The sequence below is a fragment of the Malikia spinosa genome (assembly GCF_002980625.1).
Taxonomy (GTDB): domain Bacteria; phylum Pseudomonadota; class Gammaproteobacteria; order Burkholderiales; family Burkholderiaceae_C; genus Malikia; species Malikia spinosa.
Genome location: NZ_PVLR01000043.1, coordinates 26,320 through 40,131 on the forward strand (window position 1 = coordinate 26,320; position 13,812 = coordinate 40,131).

The window sequence follows — 13,812 nt, forward strand, 5'->3', positions numbered from 1 at the left end:
TACTGCACCATATTCAATGATCGCTTTGCAGGAGTATCGCCATGAGCAGCGCCGTCTTCATTCCCCTGATCCCGTCCGCCGCCGCCCCGGTCCGGGCCCGCAAGGCATCCTTCCTGGCTGGCTGCCAGCGCCTGGCCGCCCGACTGTTCACCAGCCGGCGCGCGCCGGCTGCCGCCGCGACCGCACCGGTGCTGACCGCCTTCCAGGAAGCCGAACGCGTGCGCGCGATGGCCGACGACCTGCTCAAGACCGACCCGGATTTTGCGCAGGAACTCTACGCCGCGGCTGATCGCCACGAATACGAGCACGCGGCCCGCGCATGAACAGCCGGCCGCCTGGCCGGGTCGTGGCCTAGGTGTGGCCTGGGCCTGATGATGGTCGCGCGCAGCCCGTCCTCTCTCAGGGCCGCAGGTCGGTCGAGGGTCGCTGCCAGAGGTTGATGCCGCCTTCGACCGCATGCTGGTCGATCGCGGCCAGCTCCTCGGCGCTGAACTGCAGGTTCTGCAGCGCGCCGGCCAGTTCCGTGATCTGCTCCGGGCGGCTGGCGCCGATCAGGGCCGAAGTCATCTCGGGGTGGCGCAGCACCCAGGCCACCGCCATCTGGGCCAGGCTCTGGCCGCGCGCTTGGGCGATCTGGTTCAGCGCGCGCACATGCCGCAGGTTGGCCTCGCTCAGGTGCTCGGCCTTGAACGAGGCGCCGCCCGGGCGGTTGATGCGCGCATCCTGCGGCACGCCGTTCAGGTACTTGCTGGTCAGCAGGCCCTGGGCCAGCGGGCTGAAGGCGATGCAGCCGGTGCCCAGCTCGCCCAGGGTGTCGAGCAGATCTTCCTCGACCCAGCGGTTCATCAGGCTGTAGGAGGGCTGGTGGATCAGCAGCGGCACGCCCATGGCGCGCAGCAGCGCGGCGGCCTCGCGTGTCTTGCCGGCCGAGTAGCTCGAGATGCCGACATAGAGCGCCTTGCCCTGCTGCACTGCGCTGGCCAGCGCGCCGCAGGTTTCCTCCAGCGGGGTGTCGGGGTCGAAGCGGTGCGAGTAGAAGATGTCGACATAGTCCAGCCCCATGCGCTGCAGGCTCTGGTCCAGGCTGGCCAGCACGTACTTGCGCGAGCCGCCGCCCTGGCCGTAGGGGCCGGGCCACATGTCCCAGCCCGCCTTGCTCGAGATCAGCAGTTCGTCGCGATAGGGCTTGAAGTCGCGCCGCAGGTGTTCGCCGAAGTTGGTCTCGGCGCTGCCGTAGGGCGGGCCGTAGTTGTTGGCCAGGTCGAAATGGGTGATGCCGAGGTCGAACGCGGTGCGCAGCATCGCGCGCTGGGTCTCGAACGGGGTGCTGTCGCCGAAGTTGTGCCACAGGCCGAGCGTGATGGCCGGCAGCTGCAGGCCGCTGCGGCCGCAGCGGCGGTAGCTCATGGTGTCGTAGCGTGAGGGCGAGGCGGAGTACATGGCGGGTCTCTCTTTCTGGGCTCAGGCGCCCTTGACCCGTTCGCCGCTGGCGCGGTCGAACAGGTGCGCGTCCTCGGCCGACCATTGCAGGTGGACGCTGTCGCCGACCTGGGCCGCCAGCAGGCCCGGGATGCGCGCGGTCAGCGAACCGACCGCGGTATCGACCGTGGCATAGGTTTCGGGGCCGGTCGGCTCGATCATGGTCAGCGTGCCGGCCAGACCCTGCTCGCTCAGGCGGATGTCCTCCGGGCGCAGGCCATAGACCAGTTCGCTGCCGCCGTGGATCGACAGCGCCGCGCGCTGGCGCGGGCTCAGCTCCAATGCGCTGCCATGCGCGAGCAGCTGCTCGTCGTGGTGCAGGGCGTCGAGCATGTTCATCGCCGGCGAGCCGATGAACTCGGCCACGAAGCGGTTGGCCGGGCGGCGGTAGATGTCGGCCGGGCTGCCGAACTGCTGCACCAGACCGTCCTTCATGACCGCGATCCGGTCGCCCAGCGTCATGGCCTCGACCTGGTCGTGCGTGACGTAGACGGTGGTGGTGCGGGTGCGCTGGTGCAGCTGCTTGATCTCGGCGCGCATCTCGACGCGCAGCTTGGCGTCGAGGTTGGACAGCGGCTCGTCGAACAGGAACAGCTTGGGGTCGCGCGCCAGGGCCCGGCCCATCGCGACGCGCTGGCGCTGGCCGCCCGAGAGCTGACCCGGCTTGCGGTCGAGCAGATGGCCGATCTGCAGCATCTGCGCCACGCGCTGCACCGCGGCCTCGCGCTCGGGCTTGGGCACCTTGCGGATTTCGAGGCCGAAGGCGATGTTCTGCGCCACGCTCATGTTCGGGTAGAGCGCGTAGCTCTGGAACACCATGGCGATGTCGCGGTCCTTGCTCGGCAGATTCGTCACGTCGCGGTCGGCGATGTGGATGCTCCCCGTGCTCGGGTGGTCCAGGCCGGCGATCATGCCCAGCAAGGTGGACTTGCCGCAGCCCGAGGGGCCGACCAGGATCAGGAATTCGCCGGCCTCGATCTCGAGGTCGATGCCCTTGAGGATGTGGGTGGTCTCGTTGTAGGACTTGCGAACGTTGCGGATGGCGAGTGCGCCCATGACTTTTCCTTTTATCCCTTGACGGCGCCGGCGGTCAGCCCACGCACGAAAAACTTGCCTGCGACGATGTAGACGATCAGCGTCGGCATGGCGGCGATCAGCGCGGCGGCCATGTCGACGTGGTATTCCTTGACGCTGCTGCTGGTGTTGGCCAGGTTGTTCAGGCCGACCGTGATCGGCTTGCTGTCGGCACCCGAGAACACCACGCCGTACAGGAAGTCGTTCCAGATGTTGGTGAACTGCCAGATCAGCGTGACGACCAGGATCGGCGTCGAGAGCGGCAGCACGATGCGGCGGAAGATCTGCCAGAAGCTGGCGCCGTCGAGCATGGCGGCCTTGATCAGCTCGTCAGGCAGGCCGACGTAGTAGTTGCGAAAGAACAGCGTGGTCGACGGGATGCCGGCCAGCACATGCACGAACACCAGGCCCCAGACCGAGCTGGCGATGCCGAGCCAGCCCAGCACCTGGCTCATCGGCAGCAGCACCACCTGCATCGGCATGAAGACGCCGAACAGCATGAAGGCGAACAGGGTTTCGCTGCCCGGGAACTTCCACTTCGACAACACATAGCCGTTGAGCGCGCCGAGCAGGGTCGAGACCAGCACCGCCGGCACCACCGTGATGACCGAGTTCCAGAAGAAGGGCTGCAGGCCCTCGCATTGCACGCCGGTGCAGGCGCTGCTCCAGGCCTTGCTCCAGGCGTCGAGCGTGGGCGCGGTCGGCAGGCTCAGCAGGTGACCGACGCGCAGCTGCTCGGCATCCTTGAGCGAGGTCACGACCATCACGTAGAGCGGGGTCAGGAACCAGGCCGCGAAGATCAGCAGGACGGCCCACAGCAGCAGGCGGTGAAGGGTGAGTCGGTTCATCGCTTGGCTCGCAATTCCGAATAGAGGTAGGGCACGACGATGGCGGCCACGGTGGCCAGCATCACGGTCGCGCTGGCGGCGCCGAGGCCGATCTGGCCGCGCGTGAAGGCGTGGGCGTACATGAAGGTGGCGGGCAGGTCGGTCGCGAAGCCCGGACCGCCCGAGGTCAGTGCCATCACGAGGTCGAAGCTCTTGATGGCCAGGTGGCTGACCACCAGCAGCGTGCTGAAGAACACCGGCCGCAGGCTCGGCAGGATGATGCTCCAGTAGATGCGTGGCAGGCTGGCGCCGTCGACCTGCGCGGCCTTGATGATCGATTCGTCCACGCCGCGCAGCGCGGCCAGGAACAAGGCCATCACGAAGCCCGCGCTTTGCCAGACACCCGCGATCACGACGCAATAGATCGCCATCTCGGGGTTGATCAGCCAGTCGAAGCTGAAGTTCTCGAAGCCCCACTGGTGCATCAGGTGCTCCAGGCCCTGGCCCGGATTCAGCATCCATTTCCAGGCGGTGCCGGTGACGATGAACGAGATCGCCATCGGGTAGAGGTAGATGGTGCGCAGCAGGCCTTCGCCACGCACCTTCTGGTCCAGCAGGATTGCCAACACCACGCCCACGGCCATCGCGCCACCGATGAACAGCACGCCGAAGATGGCGAGGTTGCCCATCGCGACCCGGAAGCGCTCGTTGTCAAACAGGGCCTGGTACTGCGCCAGCCCGACGAAGTCGTAGTTGGGCAGGATGCGCGAGGCCGAGAACGACAGGTAGCCGTTCCAGGCCATCAGGCCGTAGATGAACAGCAGCGACAGCAGGAAGCTGGGCGCGACGACCAGCCTGGGTAACCAGGGGCCGGAGGAGCGGGTGGTGGCGGACATGGGTTTACTTGATCTTGGCGGCGGCAGCGATCTTGGACTGGGCGGAGGCGACGCTCATCTTGTCGTCGTTCCAGAACTGGCTGACGGCGTCCTGCAGCGCGCCGGCGGCGGCGGCCGGAACCGCCATACCGTGTGCGACCGACGGCACCAGCGCGCCGGACTTGGCCGATTCGACGAAGGTCGCCGCGCTGGACTTGGCGCAGTCATCGAACTTGGCCAGGTCCATGTTCAGGCGCACCGGGATCGAGCCCTTGTTGAGGTTGAACACCTCCTGGAACTGCGGCGACATGATGGCGGCGGCCAGGTCCTTTTGCGCCTTGACGTTGGCTTCGTTCTTGAGCTTGAACAGCGCGAACGAGTCGACGTTGAAGGTGAAGGCCTTGGCGCTGCCCGGGGCGGCGACGCAGGCGAAGTCCTTGCCCGGCTTCTTGCCGGCGGCGACGAATTCGCCCTTGGCCCAGTCGCCCATCAGCTGCATGCCGGCCTCGCCCTTGATCACCATCGCGGTCGCCAGGTTCCAGTCACGGCCCGGGGCGTTCTTGTCGGTGTAGGACTTGACCTTGCGGAAGGTCTCGAGCACCTTGGTCATGGTCGGGCCGTTGAGCGCAGCCGGGTCGAGCTGGACCAGTGCCTTCTGGTAGAAGTCGGTGCCGCCCAGGCCGAGCGCGACGCTCTCGAAGGTGGTGAAGTCCTGCCAGTTCTGGCCGCCATGGGCGACCGGGATCACGCCGGCCTTCTTGAGCGCCTCGGCGGCGACGAAGAACTCGTCCCAGTTGGTCGGCAGCTTGGCGCCGGCCTTCTTGAACGCCTCCGGGTTGGCCCAGAGCCAGTTGACGCGGTGCACGTTGACCGGCACTGCGATGTAGTTGCCCTTGTACTTCATGACGTCGCTGACCACCTTGGGCAGCAGCTTGTCCCATTGCTCGGCCTTGGCCACGTCGTCGATGTTGGCCAGCACGCCTTCGGCGGCCCATTCCTGCAGCGACGGACCCTTGATCTGGGCCGCGGCCGGGGCGTTGCCCGAGACCACGCGCGACTTGAGCACCGTCATGGCGTTGTCGCCACCGCCGCCAGCGACCGCGAAGTCCTTCCAGCTGTGGCCCTTGGCTTGCAGCTGGTCCTTGAGGGCGGAGGCCGCCTTGGCTTCGCCGCCGGCGGTCCACCAATGCAGCACCTCGACTTCGCCGGCGAAGCTGGCCGCGCAGCTGCAGACGGCGATGGCCGCGACGGCGGTACGGGTGAGGGAGGTGAGGAAGGCTGGTTTCATCTGTGTCTCCTGTGGAGTCGGGCCGGCTGGCCCGGGTTCCGATGGGTTGTTGTCGTTAATGTTTCTTTAAGAAACGGCCGAATCTTAACCAAACATTAGTTATTTAATATGCGGTAAAACCCTAAGCAGCAGCTGGCAGCCGCTCGCTGCGGGGGCTATCCGTTAAGCTTCAGTCATGAAACTGCTGCTGGCCGAAGACGACGCCATCCTTTCCGACGCCCTGACCGCGCAGCTGCAAGGCGCGGGCTACGAGGTCGAACATGCCCCGAACGGCGCGGTGGCCGACTACTTGCTGCACAAGCAGGCCTTCGACATCGCCGTGCTCGACATCGGCCTGCCGATGCTCGACGGGCTGGCGGTGCTCCAGCATGTGCGCCAGACCCAGCCGGCCTTGCCGGTGCTGCTGCTGACGGCGCGCGACGCGCTCGACGACCGCGTTGCCGGGCTGCAGGCCGGCGCCGACGACTATGTCACCAAGCCCTTCGACCTGCCCGAGCTGCTGGCGCGGCTGCAGGCGCTGCTGCGCCGGACCCAGCCGGCGCTGGCGCCGCTGACCCCACCCTCGCGCCAGCTGGTGCTCGATGCCGAGCGCCGCTGCGCGCTGCTGTGCGGCGAGGCACTCGAGCTCAGCGGGCGCGAATGGGAGCTGCTGCAACTGCTGTTGCAGCAGCGCGGCAAGGTGGTGACCAAGGAGCGCATCTTCCAGGCTTGGGCCAGCGAGGGCGGTGAGCCCGGCAGCGGCAACACGATCGAGGTCTATATCCACCGGCTGCGGCGCAAGCTCGAGGGCGGCGGGCTGGTGATCCGGACCGTGCGTGGCCTGGGCTACCTGCTCGAGGAGGAGGAAGGCTTGTGAGCCTGGCCCGCTGGCGCCAGCGGCTGTCGGGCTGGCGCAGCCGCAGTCGTGGTCGCCTTGGCAGCGGCAGCCTGAGCCTGTCGCGCCAGCTGCTGTGGTGGGTGCTGCTGCCCCAGCTGGTGCTCTGGCTGGCGGGCGGCGTGGCGGCCTACCGCTTTGCCGCCAGTTACGCCAACGAGGCGATCGACGCCAGCCTGTCACAGGCCAGCCGCGCGCTGGCGCGCCAGCTCAAGCCGATCGGCTCCGGCTTGCTGATCGATTTTCCGAAGGCGGCGCAGGATGTGCTCGAGGCCGATCCGGCCGACCGGCTGCTCTACATGGTCAGCCAGCCGCCGGGCCAGTTCATCCTGGGCAACCAGGCCTTGCCGCCGCCGCCGCTGGCCCAGGGGGCGGCCTTGCGCATCGGCCAGCCCTATTTCTACGATGGCAGCATGCCGCTGGCCGGGCCGGGTGATGCCGAGCAGGCGGTGCGGGTGGTCGCGCTGCTGCTGCGCCTGGGCGGCGAGCAGCAGCCCGAAGCCCAGACCCTGCTGGTGCAGGTCGCGCGCAGCAGCGCCAACCGCGAGGAGCTGGCGCGGCGCATCCTGGTCGACATGCTGCTGCCGCTGTCGAGCCTGATCCTGCTGATGACGCTGATCGTCTGGCTTGGCATCCGGGCCGGGCTGGCGCCGCTCAAGCGGCTGCGCCAGCAGGTCGAGGGCCGGGCGCCGGCCGATCTGGCGCCGCTGCAGCTGGCCTCGGCGCCGCGCGAGCTGCTGTCGCTGGCCGGTGCGATCAACACCTTGCTGGCCGAGGTGCAGCACAGCGTGGAGCGGCAAAAGCGCTTCATTGGCGACGCCGCCCATCAGCTGCGCACGCCGCTGGCCGGGCTCAAGAGCCAGACCGAACTGGCGCTGACGCTGCCGTCGGCCAGCGACCCCGAGCTGCGCGCCCGGCTGCTGCGGGTGCACGAGAGCGCCACCCGCAGCGCCCACCTGGTGTCGCAGCTGCTGACCCTGGCCCGCGCCGAGCCCGGTGCGCTGCGGCTGCAGGACTGCCCGCCGGTCGATCTGCTGGCGCTGGCGCGGCAGTTGACGGCCGAACTGGTGCCGCGCGCCCTGCGCGCCGGGCTGGACCTGGGCATGGACGAGGCGGCGCAGACCCCGGTCTGGGTGGCGGGCGAGGCGCTGCTGCTGCGCGAGGTGCTGTCGAACCTGATCGACAACGCGCTGCGCTACGCCGGCGCGGGCGCCACCGTCACGGTCGGCGTCCAGCGTCTGGGGGCCCAGGCCTGCCTGAGCGTCGAGGACAGCGGCCCGGGCATCGCCGCGCAGGACCGCGCGCGCGTGTTCGGCCGCTTCGTGCGCGCGACCGACGCCGGCAGCGGTTGCGGGCTCGGGCTGGCGATCGTCAAGGAGATCGTCGAGCGCCACGGTGGCCAGGTCAGCCTCGAGCCGGTGCTGCCTCATGGCCTGCGAGTACGGGTCCTGCTGCCGCTGGCAGGCAATCCCCAGCCCGCTTGAGCGCCTGTGGGCGCCCTGATCGTCACGGCCCAGGGTGGCGGGACATCCCTTGGCTTACTGCTCGCAACAAACGTTTTCATGACTACGTGGGAAATTTGTTGTTTTTTTCATGAATTTTGTCGTTACAAAATGGGTACGAGCCATTTTCTAGGGTTTTCCCTTCAGTGCAAGCGATTGCACCAGTGTTGAAATTGCGTTGCTGCCGGACACCGGGAGCCCTGCCAGACAGGGCCAAGCCTAGCCCCAGGTGTTCAGCAGGCGATAGCCAATATCTAAAACATCCCTTCACTGGAGACAACCATGTCCAAGACTTTCAAGCTGGCCGCTGTGGCCGCCCTCTGTGCCGCCGCTGCAGTCGCCCATGCCGACGTCAAGTTCGATGCCAACTTCGAAGGTGACACCACCAACACCAGCGCCGCCACCGACAGCTTCAAGTCCGGCGGCCGCATCGAAGTCAACGCCAATGCCGAGTTGCTCAAGCAGGGCGACAACTTCGTCAACGCCCGTGCCAGCCTGCTGCTGGGCCTGAACGCCGACTCGACGGTCGACGATGCCTGGATCCAGTTCGGCAACTCGTCGGTCGACCTCAAGATCGGTCGCTTCGAAGCCCTCGACCTGTTCCCGGTCGCCAAGGACACCGTGCTCGATCCGGCCACCGGTGCCGGCTACCGTGCCAACATCGGCCGCGGCCGCTTCAAGGACGGCCAGTTCCATGGCGCGCTGGGCCTGAACGCCGCTCCGGGCCTGCGTTTCGAACTCGGTGTCGTCAACTACAAGGACGGCACGCCTCCGGCTTCCGGTGCCGCCGAGCAGGTCGTGCGTCCGGCCGTCAGCTACACCACCGGTGACCTGACGCTGCGCGCCGGTTTCGAATCGTTCGACAAGGGCCTGGGCGCTGGCACCCAGACCGGCTACGGCCTGTCGGCCGGCTACATGCTGGCCAAGGACGCTGCCGTCAACGTCAACTACGCCAACAGCAGCGATCTGGATGCCTCTTCGGTTGGCGCCAACCTGGTCTACGGTCCGGCCGGCATCGGCTACATCAAGGACAAGACCGGTGCCACCACCGTCGACACGGTCTACGCCGCCTACAGCTTCCCGCTGTTGGGTGTCAAGGGCGCCTTCATCACGCCGGCCATCAGCGTCTCTTCGGGCGACGGCGTGGCTGACAAGACCGCTTTGCGCGTGCGTCTGAACTACCAGTTCTGATTCGCGCAAGCACGGCTGCTGTCGCCGATCACGACAGCAGCCGTGGGTATTCCTCGGGGTTAACTTGGCCTGAAGCTTTTGCTTCAGGCTTTTTTTTGCCCGGCAGTCGCTGAGCCGATCTGAAACGCAGATGGAATAATCGGACCATGTCTCCCAGAATCCCCAAGCAGATCCCGCTCGCCGATCCCTTGCCCGCCAGTGCCGCTGGCAAGCCAGCGCCGGACGCGCGCAGTGCCGGCAAGCGTCGGGTGCAGATGGCCGATATCGCACGCATGGCGGGGGTTTCGCTGTCGACGGTCTCGCGCTCGCTCAGCGGCAGCTCGCTGATCCCCGAGACCACGCGCCAGCGCATCACCGAACTCGCGCGTTCGCTCAACTACCAGGTCAATATCGGCGCGGCCAACCTGCGCAAGCGCGACATCCAGACCGTTGGCGTCGTGATCCTGGGCGACAGCATGCAGACGATCTCGGACCCGTTCATCCTGAACATCCTGGGTGCCGTGGCCGATGCGCTCGACGAGCGCGGCATGAGCCTGCTGCTGACCAGGCTCAATCCGCAGCGCCAGGAGCAGATGGCGGCCATGTTCGACAGCGGTCAGGTGGCCGGCCTGATCGTGATCGGGCAGCTGACCTGGCACGACTATCTGAACGAGCTCGCGCGCCGTGGCGTGCCGATGGCGGTCTGGGGCGCCTGTCTGTCCGACGCCTACTATCCGGTCGTCGGCGGCGACAACGCGACCGGCGGCTATCTGGCGACGCGCCATCTGCTGCAGCAGGGCGCGCGCCGGATCGCCTTCTTCGGCGACATCAGCCATCCGGAGGCGGCGCTGCGCCATCAGGGCTATGCGCGCGCGCTGGCCGAGGCCGGGCTGACGCCCGACCCGCGCCTGCACCAGTCCTTCCTGTTTGGTGACCGGCGCATCCGGCAGGTCATCGACATGTGGCTGGACCAGGGGCTGGACTTCGACGCCATCTTCGCCAGCGCCGATATCGCGGCGATCTCGCTGATCGGTGCCCTCAACGAGCGCGGGCTCGAGGTGCCGCATCGGGTCCGGGTGGTCGGCTACGACGACATCGCGCTGTCGGCCTACCTGCATCCCTCGCTGACCAGCATCCGCCAGCCGACCGCCGTCGCGGGTCGTGCCCTGGTGGAACTGCTGTTCGAGGCCATCGCGGGCCTGCCGCGCCGCAGCGTGATGCTGCCGGCCGAACTCGTGGTGCGCGACAGCAGCGCCTGAGCCCAGAGCAAGACCCAGGACCAGAACCAGAACCAGAACCAGAGCTGGAGCTGGCTCCTGCTGCGGGTTTGTGCGCCTGGCCTGTCAGCGCCTTGGCAGCAGGCGCGCACCCCAGGCCAGCAGCAGCGAGGCCAGCACCACCACCCCGAGCGCCCAGCTCAGGCCGAAGCCCTGCGCCAGCGTGCCGATCAGCGGCGGGCCGAGCAGGAAGCCGCTGTAGCCGACCGAGGTCACGGCGGCGATCGCCGCCGCCCGCGTCGTTCCCGGCACCCGGGTCGAGGCGTTGTACAGGATCGGCGCCGACAGCGCCAGGCCGGCACCGATCACGGCGTAGCCCAGCAGCGCGACCCAGGCCAGTCCGGTCAGCAGCACCAGGCTCATGGCCACTGCCGTCAGCAAGCTGCCCGCGCGCAGCAGCAGTGCTTCTGGGTAGCGGTCGCGCAGCCGGTCGCCCAGCAGCCGGGCCACGGCCATGGCGCCGGCGAAGGCCGCATAGCCCAGCGCGGCCTGGTCCTGCGGCAACAAGACTTCCTGCGTCAGGTAGAGCACGCTCCAGTCGTACATCGCGCCTTCGGCGCTCATGGCGGCGAAGATCAGCAGGCCCAGCAGCAGCAGCTGGCCGCGCGGCCAGGCGAAGCGCGCCGGCTCGGCCTCATGGCCGCCCTCGGCGGCGGCTTCGGGTGGATGCTGGTCCAGCATGCCGCGCGAGGCCAGGCCGACCGCGCCCGCGATCAGCAGGCCGACGCCGGCCAGTTGCAGCTCGGGCGGCCATTGCCAGCGCAGCAGCAGCGCACCCAGCGCCGCGCCGGTCATGCCGCCCAGGCTGAAGCTGCCGTGCAGATTGCTCATGACGGCCCGGCCGGCCAGCGACTCGAGCGCCGAGCCCTCGGTGTTGATCGCGACATCGAACAGGCTCATGGCGGCGCCGAACAGCAGCATCGATGGCAGCATCCAGCCCAGCGTGGGCCATTGCAGCGCCAGCGCCAGCATGGCGCCCATCAGCAGCGCCGCCAGCACCGTGGCGCGCCGCAGGCCCAGGCGGGCGATCACGCGCCCGGCGCCCAGCAGCGACAGCACGGCGCCCAGCGCCATGGTCAGCAGCACCAGTGACAGGGCCGCTTCGCCGAGCGCGTAATGGGCCTTGATGCTCGGGATATGCACGCCCCAGATTCCGCTGATCAGCCCGAGCGCGGCAAACTGGGCCCGGATCGACCAGAGCGCGGGCACGAGCGACTGGGCAGGCGAGGCAGTCTGGGCCGCTGAGCCAGGGCCGGGGGTGGCTGATGCGGTAGCGGAGGGCGCAGCGGGCGAGTGTGGTGAATCCAGTGACATCTGGCATGCAGGGCAAGAGCCGGGCAGATTTGGGCCGCCTGGTGGGCAGCCGCAAGGGTCGATCGGGCCGCGCTGGGCCGGTTGTCAGGCGTAGCGGCGGCTGTGCAGGTTGGACTTCATGTCCTTGAGCAGCGGCTGCAGCTGGTCGGCGCCGATGCGCAGCGCCAGCGCGGTCGCCAGCACGTCGACGATCATCAGGTGCAGCAGGCGCGAGGTCATCGGGCTGTAGCGGTCGTAGTTTTCCGGGTGATCGGCGGCCAGGTGGATGTTGCCGACCGAGGCCAGCGGCGAGCCGCTGGCGGTCAGCACGATCACGGTCGCGCCATGCCGGCGCGCGATATCGGCCGCGTCCATCAGGTCGCGCGTGCGGCCCGAGTTCGAGATCACGACCACCACATCGCCCGGCTTGCGCAGCGAGGCGCTCATGACCTGCATGTGGCCGTCGCTGTAGGCGATCGCGTTGACGCCGAGGCGGAAGAACTTGTGCTGCGCGTCCTGCGCCACGATGCCGGAGTTGCCGACGCCGTAGAACTCGATCCGGCGGTCCTCCTTCCAGGCCGCCTCAAGCGCTGTGACGGCGCGCTCGAGCGCATGGGTCGAGGCGTCGTTGCGATAGCGCAGGAAGGCCGCCACGCTGTTGTCGATCACCTTGACCAGTACATCGCTGATCTTGTCGTCCGAATCGACGCTGCGGTGGATGAAGGGAACCCCCTCGCTGACCGTTCCCGCCATCTTGAGCTTGAAGTCGCTCAGGCCGTCATAGCCCATGCTGCGGCAAAAGCGCACCACGGTCGGCTTGCTGACATGGGATCGGTCGGCGATCTCGCTGATCGGCATGTTGACGAACTTGCGCGCGTCGGCGACCACGAGTTTGCCCACGCGCTGTTCCGCGGGCGGCAGGGCCGAGAGCGAGGCCTGGATTCGGTCGAGCATGGAAACTCCTGATGAGGTGATGTCTCGATAGTGTAATCAAGTTACAGACTCGAAACGATTCATTTGACCCCGGGGAAACCCTGAAGCCAAGCCTTGCAAGCCGTTTTTAGCCGCTTTTCACTGGCTATATGCGATCTGTCAGCCAGACTTGGTAACTGCCGGAACGGATTGCGGGCGGGGTTGATGAAACAATATTCCATCAATCCGGCCCTGTCGCGCCCAGCCTGCCGGCGGCGCTCTGGCGCCAGGTGCTCGGGGTCTGGCCTTGCAGGCGGCGAAAGGTCTGGATGAAGTAGCCCGGGCTGTTGTAGCCGCAGGCCCAGGCCACCTCCTTGACCGCCATCCGGGAGCTGGCCAGCAGCTGCAGCGCGCGCTCCATGCGCAGGCGGGTGATGTAGCCGACCAGGGTCTCGCCGCTGTGGCGATGGAACAGGTGTGACAGGTAGTCGGCGCTGCAGGCGGCCTGCTGCGCCAGGCCGCGCACGCTGAGTTCGGGGTCGCCGAGCTGGTTCTTGACCAGCAGCCGGGTCCGGGCCACGGCGGCGGGTTCGTCTTGCTGCTCGCTCGGGGGCTGCTCGAGCAGCTGCAGCGCCTGGGCCAGGGTGGCGCTGACCAGGCCGCGCGCGCGCCAGTCGTCGAGGGTGCCGTCACTCTCGCCATGGCCTGTGCTGCACCCTGCGCTGTCGCCTTCGCCCTGGCGCTGGCTGGCGGCAAGCAGCTGCTGCGCCATCTGGGCCACCACCGGCAGCTGGCGCACTTCCAGGTGCAGGATGCCGGGCTGGCCGGGTTGCACTTCGTTGGCCAGGTGCACGCTGAGCGCCGTGCCTTCGGCATAGACCAGCAGGTTACGAAACTCGCCGCCAGCACCACCAGCACCTGGCGCATCGGCCCCGACCGTCTCGGCATGCTGCAGATGCGGCGGCAACAGCAAGGCCTGACCCGCCTGCAGCCGGCAGCCGCCCTGGGGGAAAGTGAACTGGGTCCAGCCCGACAGCTGCAGGAACAGCTCGGGCGCGCTGTGGTAATGCCCTTGCGCGCCAGCTTGCCAGCCGGGCTGGGTCGGCGGGCGCAGCAGCGCGCTGTCGCCGCGCGCCAGCGCCAGCAACGCGGCCGACAGGGCCTGGCGCAGCTCCCGTGCCAGTGCCGGATCGGCCAGATTGTCAGTCGGGTTTTTTGACATGGTTTGCGGAATATTGCTC

At 67.9% G+C, this 13,812-nt stretch carries 13 protein-coding genes; 5 read left to right on the forward strand and 8 right to left on the reverse strand.

The features are described from left to right. Positions 1–41: 41 nt before the first annotated feature. Positions 42–323, forward strand: a complete 282-nt coding sequence (locus tag C6P61_RS13935; RefSeq protein WP_105730536.1) for a hypothetical protein — start codon at positions 42–44, stop codon at positions 321–323. Positions 324–399: 76 nt separating this feature from the next. Here the strand turns inward: C6P61_RS13935 and mgrA are convergent, their stop codons facing one another. From mgrA to C6P61_RS13960, 5 genes are read right to left on the reverse strand one after another with little or no spacing between them, the layout of a single operon-like run. Beyond that, positions 400–1,440, reverse strand: coding sequence for an L-glyceraldehyde 3-phosphate reductase (mgrA, locus tag C6P61_RS13940; RefSeq protein ID WP_105730537.1), 1,041 nt, complete (start codon positions 1,438–1,440; stop codon positions 400–402). A gap of 21 nt (positions 1,441–1,461) precedes the next feature. After that, on the reverse strand, positions 1,462–2,535 hold the full coding sequence (locus C6P61_RS13945; protein ID WP_105730538.1) for an ABC transporter ATP-binding protein: 1,074 nt from the start codon (positions 2,533–2,535) through the stop codon (positions 1,462–1,464). An 11-nt stretch (positions 2,536–2,546) separates the two neighbouring features. Continuing rightward, on the reverse strand, positions 2,547–3,401 hold the full coding sequence (locus C6P61_RS13950; protein ID WP_105730539.1) for a carbohydrate ABC transporter permease: 855 nt from the start codon (positions 3,399–3,401) through the stop codon (positions 2,547–2,549). Then, positions 3,398–4,276 (reverse strand): carbohydrate ABC transporter permease, encoded by an 879-nt coding sequence (locus tag C6P61_RS13955; RefSeq protein ID WP_105730540.1) that lies wholly within the window; start codon positions 4,274–4,276, stop codon positions 3,398–3,400. Before C6P61_RS13955 ends, C6P61_RS13950 begins: the two co-directional genes overlap by 4 nt. A 4-nt stretch (positions 4,277–4,280) precedes the next feature. Beyond that, positions 4,281–5,543 carry an ABC transporter substrate-binding protein gene (locus C6P61_RS13960; RefSeq protein ID WP_105730541.1) on the reverse strand — a complete coding sequence of 421 codons (1,263 nt, stop codon included), beginning with the start codon at positions 5,541–5,543 and terminating at the stop codon, positions 4,281–4,283. Between the two features lie 175 nt (positions 5,544–5,718). Between C6P61_RS13960 and C6P61_RS13965 the strand changes: the two genes are divergently transcribed. The 4 genes from C6P61_RS13965 to C6P61_RS13980 all read left to right on the forward strand — a co-directional run bounded on the left by C6P61_RS13965 (position 5,719) and on the right by C6P61_RS13980 (position 10,348). Next, positions 5,719–6,399 (forward strand): response regulator transcription factor, encoded by a 681-nt coding sequence (locus tag C6P61_RS13965; protein WP_105730542.1) that lies wholly within the window; start codon positions 5,719–5,721, stop codon positions 6,397–6,399. Further along, on the forward strand, positions 6,396–7,901 hold the full coding sequence (locus C6P61_RS13970; RefSeq protein ID WP_342352638.1) for a sensor histidine kinase: 1,506 nt from the start codon (positions 6,396–6,398) through the stop codon (positions 7,899–7,901). The genes C6P61_RS13965 and C6P61_RS13970 overlap by 4 nt, the downstream gene beginning before the upstream one ends. 300 nt (positions 7,902–8,201) lie before the next feature. Next, the gene (locus tag C6P61_RS13975) at positions 8,202–9,110 is read left to right on the forward strand and encodes a carbohydrate porin (RefSeq protein ID WP_105730543.1); all 909 of its coding nucleotides are present in this window, start codon (positions 8,202–8,204) and stop codon (positions 9,108–9,110) included. Between the two features lie 146 nt (positions 9,111–9,256). After that, positions 9,257–10,348: a LacI family DNA-binding transcriptional regulator gene (locus C6P61_RS13980; protein ID WP_244908940.1), complete on the forward strand. Its 1,092-nt coding sequence runs from the start codon at positions 9,257–9,259 to the stop codon at positions 10,346–10,348. An 84-nt stretch (positions 10,349–10,432) separates the two neighbouring features. On the opposite strand, the gene C6P61_RS13985 is transcribed toward C6P61_RS13980, so the two are convergent. From C6P61_RS13985 to C6P61_RS13995, 3 genes are all read right to left on the reverse strand, one after another. Beyond that, positions 10,433–11,575, reverse strand: a complete 1,143-nt coding sequence (locus C6P61_RS13985; RefSeq protein ID WP_170067395.1) for an MFS transporter — start codon at positions 11,573–11,575, stop codon at positions 10,433–10,435. A gap of 189 nt (positions 11,576–11,764) precedes the next feature. Then, positions 11,765–12,613, reverse strand: coding sequence for a MurR/RpiR family transcriptional regulator (locus C6P61_RS13990; protein ID WP_105730545.1), 849 nt, complete (start codon positions 12,611–12,613; stop codon positions 11,765–11,767). A 199-nt stretch (positions 12,614–12,812) separates the two neighbouring features. Then, on the reverse strand, positions 12,813–13,793 hold the full coding sequence (locus C6P61_RS13995; protein WP_105730546.1) for a helix-turn-helix transcriptional regulator: 981 nt from the start codon (positions 13,791–13,793) through the stop codon (positions 12,813–12,815). Positions 13,794–13,812: the final 19 nt, after the last annotated feature.

Bases quoted from the DNA above. Each gene is read 5' to 3' on its own strand.
- C6P61_RS13935 (WP_105730536.1), top strand. From the start codon at position 42: ATGAGCAGCGCCGTCTTCATTCCCCTGATCCCGTCCGCCGCCGCCCCG.
- mgrA (WP_105730537.1), bottom strand. From the start codon at position 1,440: ATGTACTCCGCCTCGCCCTCACGCTACGACACCATGAGCTACCGCCGC.
- C6P61_RS13945 (WP_105730538.1), bottom strand. From the start codon at position 2,535: ATGGGCGCACTCGCCATCCGCAACGTTCGCAAGTCCTACAACGAGACC.
- C6P61_RS13950 (WP_105730539.1), bottom strand. From the start codon at position 3,401: ATGAACCGACTCACCCTTCACCGCCTGCTGCTGTGGGCCGTCCTGCTG.
- C6P61_RS13955 (WP_105730540.1), bottom strand. From the start codon at position 4,276: ATGTCCGCCACCACCCGCTCCTCCGGCCCCTGGTTACCCAGGCTGGTC.
- C6P61_RS13960 (WP_105730541.1), bottom strand. From the start codon at position 5,543: ATGAAACCAGCCTTCCTCACCTCCCTCACCCGTACCGCCGTCGCGGCC.
- C6P61_RS13965 (WP_105730542.1), top strand. From the start codon at position 5,719: ATGAAACTGCTGCTGGCCGAAGACGACGCCATCCTTTCCGACGCCCTG.
- C6P61_RS13975 (WP_105730543.1), top strand. From the start codon at position 8,202: ATGTCCAAGACTTTCAAGCTGGCCGCTGTGGCCGCCCTCTGTGCCGCC.
- C6P61_RS13980 (WP_244908940.1), top strand. From the start codon at position 9,257: ATGTCTCCCAGAATCCCCAAGCAGATCCCGCTCGCCGATCCCTTGCCC.
- C6P61_RS13990 (WP_105730545.1), bottom strand. From the start codon at position 12,613: ATGCTCGACCGAATCCAGGCCTCGCTCTCGGCCCTGCCGCCCGCGGAA.
- C6P61_RS13995 (WP_105730546.1), bottom strand. From the start codon at position 13,793: ATGTCAAAAAACCCGACTGACAATCTGGCCGATCCGGCACTGGCACGG.